The following is a 14,961-nucleotide window of genomic DNA, read 5'->3' as shown; positions in this document are numbered from 1 at the left end:
CATATGTTTTTCTTGTAAAAATTTGTAAGGATGTTTATACTACAGATATACCAGCCGGGAGATAAGCAATGAATATACTTCTCATAGACGATGACGACATGTTTGCTGCAATGGTAAAAACTATGCTCAAGGGTTCTGATTATTATATCACATGGGCAGAGGATATAAAATCCACAAAGAAATTTTTGCAAAATCAACGCTTTGATATAGCCCTGATTGACATAGTTCTCAGAGAAGAGAGCGGATTGGATATTTTGCCTCTTATAAAGGAGAAATATCCGGATACGATTCCTGTTATGATAAGTGGACATGCAAGTCTGGAAACAGCACTGGAGGCTCTGCAAAAAGGAGCCTATGATTATCTTTTAAAACCGCTTAGTAAGCCAGAGCTTGACAATCTTCTAAACAGATGCAGAGAAAAAATACATATCCTGGATGAAAACAAAAAAGCACAGGAACTTCTTGCACAGGTGCAAAAACTGGAAGCTGTTGGGCGAATAACAGCAACAATAGCCCATGACTTTAACAATGTGCTTATGGCAATAATAGGTAATGCAGAGCTCCTTATGGAAAGCCTAAGAGAAAAAAACTCAAGCGAGGACATTGCAGACCTTACGGAGATTTTAAATGCAGCAAAAAAGGGGAAAAAGCTTACGGACAGCCTTCTTGCTTTCTCAAGCAGAAGCATGAAGATAAACGGCGATACAAGTATAGACCAGGTCATAAACAATGCCTACCAGGTTTTTGCAAGATTGGTAAAACCGGAGGCAAAACTCATAACAGATCTCAATACTCCCGATAAAAAAGTTGCTATCAGCCATATGCATCTGGAACAGATTATACTCAACCTGCTAAACAATGCAAAAGAAGCTATTACAGAGTCAGGCAAAGGGCAGATAGTCATAAAAACCGAGGATGTAGGTAGCAAAATACCCGCTCACCTTTTTTCTGTTCTTCCGCCAGATACCCGTTATATCAAGATAGAAGTAAGAGATAACGGTATTGGAATGGATGAAGAAACACTAAAACATGCTATGGAGCCATTTTTTACGACAAAAGAAGGACACTCCGGTACAGGACTGTCTGTAGTACATCATCTTGTACACGGGACACGAGGGCTTGTTGATATACAATCCTCTAAGAATAACGGAACAAGAGTCTGCATATATATTCCTCAAAAAGAGGATTAGCCAATGTCTTTATCCATAGTTCTCTTTGAGCCAGAAATACCTCAGAATACGGGTAATATTGCCAGAACGTGTGCAGCAACAGGTGTTAAGCTATATCTGGTAGAACCATTGGGTTTTTCTCTGGAGGACAAATATCTCAAAAGAGCAGGTCTTGACTACTGGCCAATGGTAGATTTAGATGTTTTAAAGTCATGGGATGAGGTAGAAAGCCTGCTTGATAAAGAGAATTTCTTTCTTGTATCCAAGTTTGCAGAGAGAACATATACAGAGATAGCTTATCCTGATGATTCAATCCTCGTTTTTGGCTCAGAGAGCAGAGGTCTTCCGGATTATATAAAAGAGAAATATAAAGAACGTCTTATAAGGATTCCCATGCGCAGCTCTGCCCGCTCATTGAATCTTTCTAATGCGGTTGCTATTATGGCTTATGAAGTTTTACGGCAACACGGATTCCCAGGGCTTGCCAGGGCATTTCAGGAGGATGTATGAGAGCTATAGGTTGTGTAGGTTTCGGTGTTATGGGTGAGGCTCTTATAAAGGGGCTAAGAAAGGAATATCCTGATTCCAGGCTGCTTGTTGTAGAAAAATCGCAGAAGCGTATGGAGCTCGCTATATCGGAGTATCGTGCAGAGAATTATAATGCAAAATCTTCAGAACTGTTTACTCTGTGCGATGCTGTGATTCTTGCTATAAAACCACAGGATATCGATGTACTTAGAACAATGGCTCCTTCTTCCTGTTCTGCTGTAATTTTCTCCATAATCGCCGGAAAGCCGATATCATGGTTTTCCGAGGTGTTTTCCACTTGTGAGATTGTAAGGGCTATGCCCAATATTTCTGCCATGGTAGGCAAGGCTCCAGTAGCAATAAGCTTGCATCCAGATGCATCAGAGAGGGCTCTTACGGTGGGTCGTGCCGTCGCTTCTGCTGTAGGCACATGTTTTGAGATTCCTGAGCGTCTCATGCCAGCTTTTACGGGATTATCCGGCTCCGGTATTGCTTATGTGCTTTCTTTTATGCAGGGGATGGCGCTTGGCGGGACAAAAGCAGGTATTTCTTACTCACAGTCTCTTGAGATTGTTTCTCAGCTTATAGAGGGTACCATAGCCCTCCAAAAAGAGCTCGGCAATCATCCTGAAGAGCTTGTTTCTAGGGTTACTTCCCCTGCAGGCACAACGATAGAAGGTATACATGCTTTGGAGTCTGGTGGTTTTAAGGGGCTCGTCATAAATGCTGTAGTTTCTGCTGCAGAGAGAGCTAAGGATTTTGAAAAATAGCTTGATAAAAGCCGCAGCCGTAAGGTCTGCGGCGTTCGGTATAATTTTAAGGAGTGTCTATGCTTGATTTTCGTTTTATCAGGGATAATCTTGATGCTGTAAAACAGAATATAAAAAATCGCTTTATGGATGTGGATGCGGATATTGTCGTAGAGCTTTATGAAAAAAGAAATGCTCTTATAGCAAGAGCAGAGGAGCTAAGAGCAAGGCGAAACGAGATTTCCAGCAGGATGAAGGGAAAGATGGAGCAGTCCGAGAGACAGGTGCTTGTAGATGAGGTGCGTTCTCTAAAGGAGGAGCTTGCGGGAATTGAAAAGGAGCTTGAGGAAACAGAGGTAAGGCTTTTTGCTGAGGCTTCCAGGATTCCCAATATGAGTCATCCTGATGCACCTGTGGGCAAGGAGGATAAGGATAATCTGGAGATAAGACGCGTTGGAGAGATTCCTTCTTTTCCGTTTGAGGTTAGGGATCATCTGGAGCTTGGGGAGATGCTGGATATTATAGATTTTGAACATGGTTCAAAGGTCTCAGGTCCCAAGTTTTACTATCTTAAAAATGAGGGTGTTATTCTGGAGATGGCTCTCGTGCGTTACGCTATGGATTTCCTTGCAAAAAAAGGTTTTACGCTTATGGCCACTCCGGATATAGCAAAGGCTTCCGTCGTGGAAGGTATAGGGTTTCTTCCACGCGGAGCAGAAAGCAACATCTATGCTATAGAGGATACTGATACCTGTCTTGTAGGTACTGCTGAGATTACTCTGGGCGGTTTTTATCAAGGAGATATTCTTTCCCAGGAAATACTTCCCGTAAAATTTGCCGGTGTATCGCACTGTTTCCGCAAAGAGGCAGGCGCTGCGGGTCAGTACACGCGTGGGCTTTACAGGGTTCACCAGTTTACCAAGGTGGAGATGTTTGTCTACTGCAAGCCAGAGGACTCCGAGAACATGCACAACGAGCTTCTTGCTCTGGAAGAGGAGCTTTACAAATCTCTTGAGATTCCATACAGGGTTGTGGACACATGTACTGGCGATCTGGGTGCTCCTGCTTACAGAAAGTTTGATCTGGAGGCATGGATGCCAGGACGGGGGGATTTTGGTGAAATTACCAGCACATCCAACTGCACAGATTATCAGGCAAGACGACTCAAGGTACGCTACAAATCCCAACAGGGCAACACTTTTGTCCACATGCTCAACGGTACAGCATTGGCTGTCCCACGGGTAATAATAAGCATTCTAGAAAACTTCCAACAGGAAGACGGCTCCGTCATAATTCCTTCTTCCCTTGTCCCTTATACTGGCTTTGACAGGATTTTTCCTAAAAAATAAGTTTATATATCATTATACCGAACGCAGAGGACGCTACCATCAGCGTCCTCTGCTGCCTCTGGCAGAGAAAACGCTGATTTTTAACGTGTTCTGTGCTTTTTAGTTGCTGCAGGCAGGAGTGGCCACACTTTCCTGCCTGCTTTGCTGTATAGGTCACGACGTTCGGTATAAATCGGTTTTGAAAGGGGATATTATAACATATAGAAAAGTGCTAATATGATAAATAAGAGCGACTTCCCGCTGCTTAAGAATGGCAGGCACACAGCGGAAAGCGCTCAAGGTGGTCATAAGGCCACCTGACAGGGAGGCCTCTCGGCAGGAATAAGTCCTACCGGGAGGTTCTTTTTATTGGAAAAAATGGCTTATTACTCATAGTCTTTGAGATGAGCAAGCATATCAGCTACTGTCTTATCGAGCTTAGCAACAGCTTCCTTTGCTGTTTCCTGACCTATCCAGACGAGCCCCAGCTCCTGCTTCCATGCAGCGTCAAAAGTGGCATACATAGGATGGAGAGGATCGTACATCGGGAAAAGGTGGTCCTTTCCTTCCAGGAATGCTGCCTTGTTAACACCTGGGAGCTGCTCAGGATGGAGGAATCTAGGATCCTGCTGATACTCAGTCAGTGCAGGAACCATTAGCTGCATATCAAGAAGCATGCTCACACCCTTTGCACCAGGAGCTGCAAGAAACTTGACAAAATCCCATGCTGTATCAGGATGCTTGCTCTGAGAAGAGATAGCAAAACAACTGCCGTCAGCTCTGTTTACAGGCTGTCCAAAATCACCTATCGGCAGAGGTGCAAGGTCAAAGTTTATGTTAGCTTTGAGGTATCTTGTAACACGCCAGTGCCCTACAATCTGCATTGCAGACTTACCTGCAGCAAAAAGGTCGCTAACATCTGCTCTCTGCTCATCAGTAGGCATGACGTTATGGACAAGCATGAGATCTGCTATCCACTGTATAGAATCAATAGCCTTGGGATCGCTGGCTACAAGGAACTTAGTTGGCTTGCGCATATCGTCAAAAAGTCCATGACCAGTATTACTCCATACAAGAAGCGGCCAATAGTTGCGGAACTGATCTACACCAAACTGGTCAATACGCCCGTCTCCATCCGTATCCTGGGTAAGAGCCTTGGCTGTCTCAAGAAAATCATCCCATGTCCATCCTGCCTTGGGATACGGTACTCCTGCCTTATCAAACAAATCCTTGTTGTAAAAAACAGCCAGTGCTGCTGTATCTATAGGAAGTGCATAAACCTCTCCGTTCATGGAGTAGAGGGATAAGATATTGGGATTGTATGCTGAGAGATCGATTTTATCACGCTTGATAAAATCCTTTAGAGATCTTATTGCGCCTTTCATTGCATAAGCATAAGCGACATGAGTTGCAGGGTAGAATACATCTGGAGCCTGACCCCCGGCTATCATTGTCTGTAGCTTGGTATAGTACTGTGAGCCAGAGCCTATGTTTTCAAACTCGATTGTAACGTTGGGATGCAGCTTCTGATACTCTTCTATAACAGGCTTGGCTACATTGTCCACCCTGGCCTGATCCCAGCGCATAAACCACCTGATTGTTACAGGCTCGTTACTGGAAGTGGACTCTGTTTTTTTTGCACACCCTGATACAAAGACCAGCATAAGCAGCAAGACAGATACCAGCAAAAATCTTCCGACACTCTTCATAATTACCTCCGTAATTTAATAAATATATATTAACTAACCATACGGTTAACAACCGCCTTTTTATCATCATCCCTTACTTGCGCCAGAACCTGTCAGAGAAGCACCGCTTATAAAGTATTTCTGAGCAATGAAGAAAACTATTAGTGGGGGAAGCATAGCTACTACGGCAGCAGCCATAAACAAGTTCCACTCCGTAAAAAACTCACTCTTAAAGGCAGCAAGGCCAAGAGAAACTGTATAATGCTTTTCAGAGCTTAGATAAATGAGTGGACCCATAAAATCTCTCCAAACACTCACAAACTCAAATACAGCAATTGCACCCAAAGCCGGTCTGACAAGAGGGAAGATAATGCTGGAGTAAACACGCAATGGACCTGCACCGTCTATCTTAGCAGCCTCATCAAGCTCCAGAGGGATACCCATAAGGTACTGTCTCATAAGGAAAATAGAAAAAGCACTTCCAAAGAAATGAGGGATGGTGAGGGGCAGAAAAGTATCCAGCCACCCCAATGTTTTAAATAGGATAAACCTGGGAACCAATAACAGATTACTGGGAAGCATCATCGTACTGAGAAGAACAAAGAACAAAAGATTACGCCCAGGGAAGCGAAACCTTGCAAAACCATAAGCAACAAGGCTGGAGCTCAAGACCTGAGCTGTTACACATATAAAAGCAATCAAAAAGGTGTTAAAATAATAGATATGAAAGGGACGTATGGTAAGAGCCTTGACAAAATTCTCCCATACAACAGGAGAAGGAATCCATACTGGCGGATATGCCAAAACCTGCTGATCCGTTTTGAGAGCAGTACTTAGAGTCCATCCAAAGGGAATAAAAATAAACAAGGCACCTAGAATCAACATGGCATAAATAAATACTCTCATGCTAAGCTTTAAAAAAAGCTGTCTTGCTTGTATCTGTTTCAAATCAATAGCAGTTTCCATAATAACCTCCTACTTAACCTCTGCTTCGTAATAAACCCATGCCTTTGAAGAACGGAATATAAGAAGAGTAAGGCCCACTATTAGCAAGAAAATTACCCAGGACATAGCAGCTGCATAGCCCATTTGATACTGCTGAAATCCCTTCTGATAGAGGTAGTAGTTGAAAAAGAGAGAAGCATTGTTGGGGCCACCTTCTGTCATAACATATGCCTGGGTAAACAACTGGAAGGTTTCTATCATTCCTGTAACCATATGGAAGAAAATAACAGGCGTAAGCATTGGCAAGGTAATCTTCCAAAATCTGGTCCAAGAGCTTGCTCCATCAATTATTGCAGCCTCATAAAGCTCATTGGAGATTCCCTGCAAGCCGGATAGATAAATAATCATATTGCGTCCTGCAGCAGACCAGACAGCCATAACCATAAGAGCAGGAAGGACAAGAACCGGATCGTTTAACCACTGCGGCCCCTGAATTCCAAACAGACCATGTATTATGGAGTTGATGACTCCGTATTGCCCGTTATAAATCCACATCCATATAAGAGAAATGGCTACTGGTGGGAGAACAACCGGCATATAGTACACTACACGCCAAAACCCTATAAACTTTACTTTTTGATTAAGAAGAAGAGCCGTTACAAGGGCAGTGAGAATTCCTAGAGGCACCCTTCCTGCAGCATATATCAAAGTTACTTTCAAAGACTGCCAGAAAAGAGGATCTTGAAACAACTTTTTATAGTTTTCTATTCCCACCCAATGGGGAGATGTTATAAGATCCCACCGCATAAAACTTATAAGTATTACCCCCACCAAAGGTGCGAGCATAAAACATAAAAATCCGATAAGCCATGGTGAAATCAATAAATAACCAAAAGCAGCTTCTTTTTTGTAGATATTAAGCTTTTTCTTTCCTGTAGCTACTATCGCACTACTCATTTGTACCCTCCGATTTTAATTTTATCTGTACTGTCCCTATCCTCCTTTATGTCAAACAAAGGAGCAGAGTCAGGACGAGACAGTCGGGTTACTGCTTCTAAGAAATAATAATCGCCATATATAAGAGCATGCTCCATAAATCCATGAGGAACAGACCTGGAACCATGCAGTAAAAAAGCAGGAATATCGCTTCCTCTACTGGAATAGTTCTTCCACAGTGATATTGTGATATTCTTGGCAAGCTCTTTCCACTTCTCCGAGAGCTTTTTATCCTCTTCCGCATCCGCCAATATAAGCAGTCCGCAGGCCATTGCCGCAGCAGCAGAAGAATCACGGTAAGTATCAGGAATATCCGGAGAATCAAAGTCCCAAAATGGCACAAGATCTTCCGGAAGGTTATCAACAATGTAAAAAGCAGTTTTCCTGGCAGCTCCCAAGAAAACAGGAAGCCCAGTAGCAGCATAGCAGGTAGAAAAACCATACAATGCCCAAGCCTCCCCTCTTGACCAACAGGAATCATGAGAAAAGCCCTGATAAGTATCGCTCCTCACCCATACACCTGTATCCAGATCAAAATCAGCAACATGAGCAGTAGAACCATCTGCTCTTAACAGGGTAAACTTTGTTGTACGCGCATGATGAGTGGCTATATCAGCATACACTGGATTACCCGTATAGTTGCTTGCCCAATATAGAAGAGAAAGATTCATCATTATATCTATGTTGGTTCTTCCTCTATCTTTTTTTGTACCATCTATTTCTCCCCAGGCTTGCAAATACTCACCTTTGGGATTATAGCGCTTGATTAAAGATGTTGCCGCTTCTACCGCATGTTCATATAACCCTGTGTCTTTTAATACACGTCCACCCAAAACATGAGAAAGAAAGAAAACAAAACCAAGGTCATGTGTGGAGGTAGAATGCTTTAACTCCCTCAAGCGTTCTGTCCATACCTTAGCTGCCTCTTCGAAGACAGATTCGCCGGAATGCAGATAAGAAAGCCATAATATACCGGTCCAGAATCCATCCACCCAATGAGCACGATCACCTTTATGACGCTCAATAGTTCTCCAGGATGAGCCATCACACGACTCCGGAAAATCCTGTAGCTGATTAATGTTACGACGGGTGACATCAAGCGTATAATCAATCACTTCCGTCCAATCCATAAGACCTCCTCGCATGGTTTAATGTATGCCATACGCTATTAATTCATTATTACCAATAGGAATGGCAAATCTAAGCAGAGAAACATCTCGCCTATAAGTAAATTCTATTTCTTCTCCATTGCAGATAAGGCGCTGAGGCTCCCCAGGCATCCTCAAGTCCAGCCAGCCCTCTTGCAATGAAGAAATAATAATTTTCATATCGTTTTTTGAGGTAGAGATAGCTATATCAACAGGAAAAGAACTAGCAATAAAGGGTTGTTTTTCCCACCACAGAGAAGACACATTCCCTGCAAGAATATTGGTAACACTTGTATCTTGCTCCATTATAGCTATCCAATCCGCATCCGTAGTAAACTCCTCTTTAAGAGAAATAGCAGAAGCTCCTTGTTTGAAGCCGACCAACCATTCTCGATCTTTAAGAGAAAGCTTAAGAAGTCTGCCTAAGGCTCTCTCCATAAACTCAGGTTCATATCCGGATAAGCACAATGAAACAAGGAAATCAGCTGTTTTTTCTTTTTCCTCAGTTTCCACCTCAAAAGTATGCATCTGTCGCTTTAACAAATAATTGGGATTAGCAGATGTAGGATTTGCTACCACCTCCTGCTCTATGACTCTAGTTTTACAATTAGACGGGACATGAATAAATAAGCCCATTTTTCTGTTTTCTGTCTCTACAATAAAAGAATCTTTTGATAACTGTTTGGGCTCTTTATCCGTCTGCAGAAGCCATTGATAAGAATGAGGTTTCTGAGAATTAATCCTATCAGAAATAACAATCCAATCATTTCCAAGAAAAAGTATTTCCCTAGAAAACCGCTCTAGCAATAAATCTTTGTCATAAGCCCCAGAAGCATCCCCTCTCACATAGACCAGAGAGCCTGCAGAAAAGAATTTTTCCAGACGGCCTCCCCAGTCATGACCCAATCCATCAAAAACATTGTAACCGCCCTCTTTATATTGCCCTTTCTCATCAACAAGCAGAGTAGAGTGATAACGAGAATAACAACTTCTGTTATACCCTTCATCCACAACAAGATAATCAGGACCACTGGCAAGTATAAAGCTATTTTCATCAGGGTGAGCATGGCCTGCACTTATCACATGCCAATTATGAGCGTATTGTAAACTGTGACCATAAGTCCAAGGTTTTCTGCCAGAAGGCTGTCCGCACTTATATACAAAAACAGTGGAATCACTATCCCATCCGGTACGTACAGAAACCAAACCCAAGTCGGGAAATATTCGCTGCAAAGGAAGTTCTTCTATACTCTCAGGTTTCACGGAAGGTTCAAACCATAAGAATTCCCAGAAAGCCTCAGGGCCTACCCCTGGCTTTACAAGTCCTTCCTTCTCCTCTCTTTTCCATTCTCCCGTATGGTCAAAATATTCTGCCAACCATTGTGCATGCCCGTTTTCAAACAATCTGGCTACACGATACAAAATCATTTTGGAATGAGCACTTCTTCTGTCATGACAATCACCAAAATTAGCCGTATCTATTAAGTTGGGAGCAGAGATATAAAGACGAAAATAAAAAGTATTTTTAAGAAAACCTGATAAATCACGCAATAATTCATTAGCTTTCTCTTCAAACAGAGCATCGGCTATAAACAACCATGGTACACCATATCTCCAATATGCCGGGCCTTCATAATCAGAACCATCGTCAGGCAGTAAAGAAAAAACTGTCTTAAAGTTGTCCAGAGCAACAGAACACCATACCGCTGATTCAGGAAGTTCCTCTGCAATAGCATATCCGGCTGTTGCCAATCCTGCAAAACAAATCCAATTATGATTTTGCCAATAATGATATTTCCACTCTGCCCTTGATTCTTCAACATATTTAAACATTCTCCTCCCCTGGAGAATGAGCTTATCCCTCAGTGCCTCCTTTTCTTCTATTGGAAATTCTTCCTTAAGCCAATCATAAGCAAGAGATAGCCCCAGCAATAACCAGGCAGCATCAAGGTCATAATCTGGTTTACGGTGTTTTCCCCAATGCGGATAATTTATCGCACAAGCTATCCATTTGCGCATTGCATCAAACAAAGGCTTGTCCCCGCTTAATAGATATGCCAACCCCATGTTTGCAACAGCAGCCCCAATATAAGTAATAGAGTCATCAGGATGTTCTTCAGGAGGGCACCTATCCAAATAAGATCTTGCATGTTCCAATAGACGGACATATTGCTTTCTATGGGAAGTCTCAGCCAATTCTTTCCATTTGGAAACAGGTCTATGCTGCAGGAAAAGAAGCTCAGCCATGTAGCCTACCTCCTGCAAAAAGGGTGTCTATGCGCACATCAGAGGTATCAAACCTAAGCACAAGCGCTTTTCTCGGCTTAGATGGGGAAGCAGCAAGCCCCGGAGAAGCAACCAAAAAAGAAGAAAAAGTCTTAGTTGCATTTATGCTAATATTATAGACTCGTTCCTCATAGAAGACTTTTGTTTCAAGCTGCATACCAGATAGACCATCTGCAATCTTACTCATAAAAGAAGCAGGATACTCATCAGAAATGGTAATAGGTTCATCAAGAGTAGTGAAATGAGATAAATCCCATTCTCCATCGGAATAAAAAATCCACTCAACAACACGTTCCTTATCAGCAGAAACAAAAACAGAGTCTTTAATACCTAAGTCAGCCAATGCGACCCTGCGCTCTATAAACACACCATCATACAAATCATCCGAAGAAACAGTAATACTGTTTCCATCATAAGAAAGTTTGGGACGTTTTGTGGGTATTCTCTGAGATTCTCCATCTATAACTATGGCGTTATGAGCAACAGAATGCTTATACCAATGTTGCCTGCCATGCCAACCATACGGAGGAGTTCCTGGATCCAATGACCACGGCCACAAATATAAAGCCAAGCGATCATGATGAGTATGAGAGCCACCATCCACGCCAAATACAAGGGTTGCGACCTGAGTGTTTTCTTTATCCCTCAGCACACCTATACCACTATCCTTGAAAACCTCTATTGAAGGAAAAGAGGACTCAGACTCAGCGATATCGGAAGTGGCATATAAAACAGCCCAGTATTCACAACGATTTATTTTTCTGCGTCTGTAAAGTCTATCGAGCAACCAGTAATATCTAGACTTGCCTGTTCTAGAAGATGCAATCTCATATACATATGTCAGCTCCATATCCAAGAGACTACCCTTCCAATACCCCCCATCAATCCAATAGGCTCCGTCATTAAGAGCAGGATAAGAACCATCAGGATAAAACACAGAAGCAGTAGCATCCCACATTTTTTCTATATTTTGACTACCTGTTCCATAAACAGAATAGAGATCAATACCATTACTTAGAGATGCCTCGGCAAGAATACAATAAGCCAAAACAACAAAATTATGATAATACAAAGAACCCTCGTATTCAAAACCGTCACTCAAAACAGCCATATCAAGATGCCTGCGGAAGCCTCCCGGACCATCTATGGCCCTAGACACAAGCTCATCATTTCCCAGCAAGAATCCCAAACAACCCAATACTGCAATCAGCCATGCTGTATAGTTACTCTCTACCTTATTTTGTGATATAAGTTTATCATGAGCCTCGGCCAAGGTAGCAGCTATAGGCTCCAACAAACGTTTTTCTAAAAAAGATTTTTCGGAATCACTCATAGCAGACTGCAGCAAGTCAAAGGCATAAATAATAGAAACAGACCATAATGCCTCTGTCAAAGCCTGATGAAAGACTTTACCTTTAAGCATCCAAGAAGGAGCGTTTGAACCACTATCAAAGGTAGCATATTTCTCAGCATATGCCATAAGCACGGATAAAGCAGCACGAGAAAAGCGTTTATCCGAATACACATAACCACCCAAGGCCAAATCCCTTGCCACATCGGCAAGCTCACGATGTCTAAGAGCCAACCAGGCAGAGCCGAGCTCAGGGGCATCTACAAGATGCCCCTGAGGACAGCTATAAGGATTTGAAGCTTCTTGAGTATAAACAAGAGGATTACCATCCTCAGGACAGATATACTGATGCATCCATCCACCAGGGGAAGATGGAACATCCAGATTCTGCAACAGCAGACTTTCGCAACGACTACGAAAGTTATCCAGAATAGCCTTACGCCAAGAATCACGAGAAGAAATATCTGTGATGTAATCCCAATTAAGATGTCCAAAAAGCTTCATAAAGCAACCATCCTATATAAACCAAGAACCACCATTAATCTCTGCAACCTGACCTGTTACCCATGCACCGAGATCGGAAACAAAATACAGCACTGCACCGGCAACATCAGCAGGAGTTCCTGCACGCTGCAGAGGAATACGCTGAATAATACCATCGTATTTATCCTGTCCTGTAAAAGTCTCGTGGAAAGGAGTATTTACTATAAATCCAGGGGCAAGGGCATTGACTGTTATTTTCCTAGGTGCAAGTTCTTTAGAGAGACCTCTTGTAAAACCCAATATTCCTGCTTTAGAAGCTGCATAAGCAACAGCCCCGTTACCACCACCATTTCTAGCAGCAAGGGAAGCCATATTAACTATTCTGCCCCCCTCAGGCATAAAAGGCAGAACAGCACGAGTTACATAAAAAGCACTGCTCAGGTTGGTATCTATAACCTTATGCCAATGCTCATCGCTCATCTCAGAAACATCCACTCTACCTATCAGATGGCCAGCATTATTGACAAGAATATCTATTTTCCCGCCAAGTGCTTTTGCCACCTCGGGAACAACCTTGTTGACCTCATCACTGTTAGAAGCATCCAGTTTAAATATGACAGCCTCTCCACCTTTTTGCTTTATTTCATCTGCTGTTTTCTCAGCATTTTCTCGATGGGAATAATAGGTAATAGCCACCTTTGCTCCTGATTCTGCCAAAGCATGAGCTATACCTGCCCCAATACCAACACCTCCTCCGGTAACAAAAGCAGTTTTACCAGACAAATCGATCTTCTTCATTTAAATCCTCCGTAAAATTATTTTATATCTATAAACAAAGGCTCTATCTCGCCTTTGGTTTATCCGTAGAATGCCTAACAACAAGCTCCGCAGGGAAAGTGTGACAGATACCATCCCCGTCATGCTTCCCATCCAGCCTGTTGACAAGAAGCTCCACAGCCTTTGAAGCCATATCTGCCAGAGGCTGCCTTATTGTTGTGAGAGGAGGATTTACAATCTCAGCCAAATCTATGTCATCAAACCCTACAACAGAAAGCTCATCGGGGATGGAAACACCCATTTCTCTTGCCCCAGAATAAACACCCATGGCAAACATTGCATTTATAGCCACAATTGCAGTAGGCGGGTTAGGAGAAGCCAATAGTTGTTGTGTTGCCTTCCTGCCTATCCGTATAGCATCAGAATCACCATAGCCTGCAGAGACATCCATCTGCCAAATAATATCTGGATCAGGCTCAATCCCAGCATCAATCAAAGCTTTTTTATAACCTTCAAGACGATTGATACGGCTTATAGTCTTTATTGGGCCGGACACAAAACCTATCCGCCTATGCCCCAACCCCAGAAGATGCCTGGTTGCAATATACATCCCCTGCCAGTTATCAACCCCCACAGCATCAAAAGCCATCTTCTCACCCTGCGCAGAACTCCGGTCAAAAGTAACCAACCGCAAGCCCTCTTTAATCAAATCCGACAGATAAGACACATCCACAAGAGAACTTCCGAAAACAACCCCACGCACACCATAATTAAAAAGCTGCTCTGCAAACTCTTTTTCCTTGCCAGGATCGCGTGAACAATTACCCAAAAGGACATGATATCCCAATTCTGCAGCAGCACTCTCAACATACTGAGCAAACACACCATAAAAAGGGTTTGCGACAGAAGGCACAATAAGCCCAATAAAAGGAGAATTTCCTGTCTTTAACTGACGAGCCACAGGATTGGGTCTGTATTCTAAGTCCGATATAGCCCTCTCAACTCTTTTTCGAGTGTCCGGCCTAAGCAACTCTTCTCTTCCATTGAGATAATTGGAAACCGTACTTATAGAAACCCCAGCTTCGCGTGCTACATCCGAAATGGTAATTTTTTTCTTCATCTCAGCTCCCATAAAAAACACAACACCAAAATTGTATCGTTTTAATAACTTAATTTAACACAGGAATGAAAACCCTGTCAAGGAAAATGTTTGTATTTTATATTTTATTTAAATAAATATATAAAAACAAATTATATCAAAAACACCTTTAAAATACTTAAAAAATTTTAATAAATCGTTACAATTATCAAGTATTAGGCATTTCCTACTTATAAACTCTTATAAAAGCCGAACGCAGGGGACTCTGCCAGTTTCGTCCCCTGCTGCCTCCGGCAGGAAAAAACTTTGCCTGCTATACGTTTTATTTGCCTAAGGCAGGAGGGACCGCATATAGCTTGCATGTTTTTCACTATCTTAGCGGTCCCGACGTTCGGTATATTTTTTTATATACAA

12 protein-coding genes are annotated in these 14,961 nt (G+C 42.5%); 4 read left to right on the top strand and 8 right to left on the bottom strand.

The window, feature by feature from the left end:
* Positions 1 to 68: 68 nt before the first annotated feature.
* The 4 genes from WKV44_07010 to serS are packed head-to-tail and all read left to right on the top strand — an operon-like array spanning position 69 to position 3,795.
* A complete protein-coding gene (locus tag WKV44_07010) occupies positions 69 to 1,190 on the top strand; it encodes a response regulator (GenBank protein ID MEM5948289.1) in 1,122 nt (373 codons plus the stop codon).
* A 3-nt stretch (positions 1,191 to 1,193) separates the two neighbouring features.
* The gene (locus WKV44_07005; GenBank protein ID MEM5948288.1) at positions 1,194 to 1,679 is read left to right on the top strand and encodes a tRNA (cytidine(34)-2'-O)-methyltransferase; all 486 of its coding nucleotides are present in this window, start codon (positions 1,194 to 1,196) and stop codon (positions 1,677 to 1,679) included.
* A complete protein-coding gene (gene proC / locus WKV44_07000) occupies positions 1,676 to 2,467 on the top strand; it encodes a pyrroline-5-carboxylate reductase (protein MEM5948287.1) in 792 nt (263 codons plus the stop codon). The genes WKV44_07005 and proC overlap by 4 nt, the downstream gene beginning before the upstream one ends.
* A 59-nt stretch (positions 2,468 to 2,526) precedes the next feature.
* Positions 2,527 to 3,795, top strand: coding sequence for a serine--tRNA ligase (serS, locus tag WKV44_06995; GenBank protein ID MEM5948286.1), 1,269 nt, complete (start codon positions 2,527 to 2,529; stop codon positions 3,793 to 3,795).
* A 365-nt stretch (positions 3,796 to 4,160) separates the two neighbouring features.
* On the opposite strand, the gene WKV44_06990 is transcribed toward serS, so the two are convergent.
* The 8 genes from WKV44_06990 to WKV44_06955 all read right to left on the bottom strand — a co-directional run bounded on the left by WKV44_06990 (position 4,161) and on the right by WKV44_06955 (position 14,568).
* Entirely contained in the window at positions 4,161 to 5,483 is a 1,323-nt protein-coding gene (locus WKV44_06990) for a sugar ABC transporter substrate-binding protein (protein MEM5948285.1), read from the bottom strand.
* A 66-nt stretch (positions 5,484 to 5,549) separates the two neighbouring features.
* A complete protein-coding gene (locus tag WKV44_06985; GenBank protein MEM5948284.1) occupies positions 5,550 to 6,428 on the bottom strand; it encodes a carbohydrate ABC transporter permease in 879 nt (292 codons plus the stop codon).
* A 9-nt stretch (positions 6,429 to 6,437) separates the two neighbouring features.
* Positions 6,438 to 7,364 carry a sugar ABC transporter permease gene (locus WKV44_06980; GenBank protein ID MEM5948283.1) on the bottom strand — a complete coding sequence of 309 codons (927 nt, stop codon included), beginning with the start codon at positions 7,362 to 7,364 and terminating at the stop codon, positions 6,438 to 6,440.
* A complete protein-coding gene (locus WKV44_06975) occupies positions 7,361 to 8,533 on the bottom strand; it encodes a glycoside hydrolase family 88 protein (GenBank protein ID MEM5948282.1) in 1,173 nt (390 codons plus the stop codon). The genes WKV44_06980 and WKV44_06975 overlap by 4 nt, the downstream gene beginning before the upstream one ends.
* Before the next feature lie 18 nt (positions 8,534 to 8,551).
* Entirely contained in the window at positions 8,552 to 10,798 is a 2,247-nt protein-coding gene (locus WKV44_06970) for a DUF4962 domain-containing protein (GenBank protein MEM5948281.1), read from the bottom strand.
* Positions 10,791 to 12,692, bottom strand: coding sequence for a heparinase II/III family protein (locus WKV44_06965; GenBank protein ID MEM5948280.1), 1,902 nt, complete (start codon positions 12,690 to 12,692; stop codon positions 10,791 to 10,793). Before WKV44_06965 ends, WKV44_06970 begins: the two co-directional genes overlap by 8 nt.
* 12 nt (positions 12,693 to 12,704) lie before the next feature.
* On the bottom strand, positions 12,705 to 13,469 hold the full coding sequence (gene fabG / locus WKV44_06960; protein MEM5948279.1) for a 3-oxoacyl-ACP reductase FabG: 765 nt from the start codon (positions 13,467 to 13,469) through the stop codon (positions 12,705 to 12,707).
* A 43-nt stretch (positions 13,470 to 13,512) separates the two neighbouring features.
* Positions 13,513 to 14,568: a LacI family DNA-binding transcriptional regulator gene (locus tag WKV44_06955; protein MEM5948278.1), complete on the bottom strand. Its 1,056-nt coding sequence runs from the start codon at positions 14,566 to 14,568 to the stop codon at positions 13,513 to 13,515.
* Positions 14,569 to 14,961 lie beyond the last annotated feature (393 nt).

The sequence above is a fragment of the Spirochaetia bacterium 38H-sp genome (genome assembly GCA_039023545.1).
GTDB classification, from domain to species: Bacteria; Spirochaetota; Spirochaetia; order Winmispirales; family Winmispiraceae; genus Rarispira; species Rarispira pelagica.
Note: the sequence above shows the minus strand (reverse complement) of the source record. Positions and strands in the feature narration are given on the sequence as shown.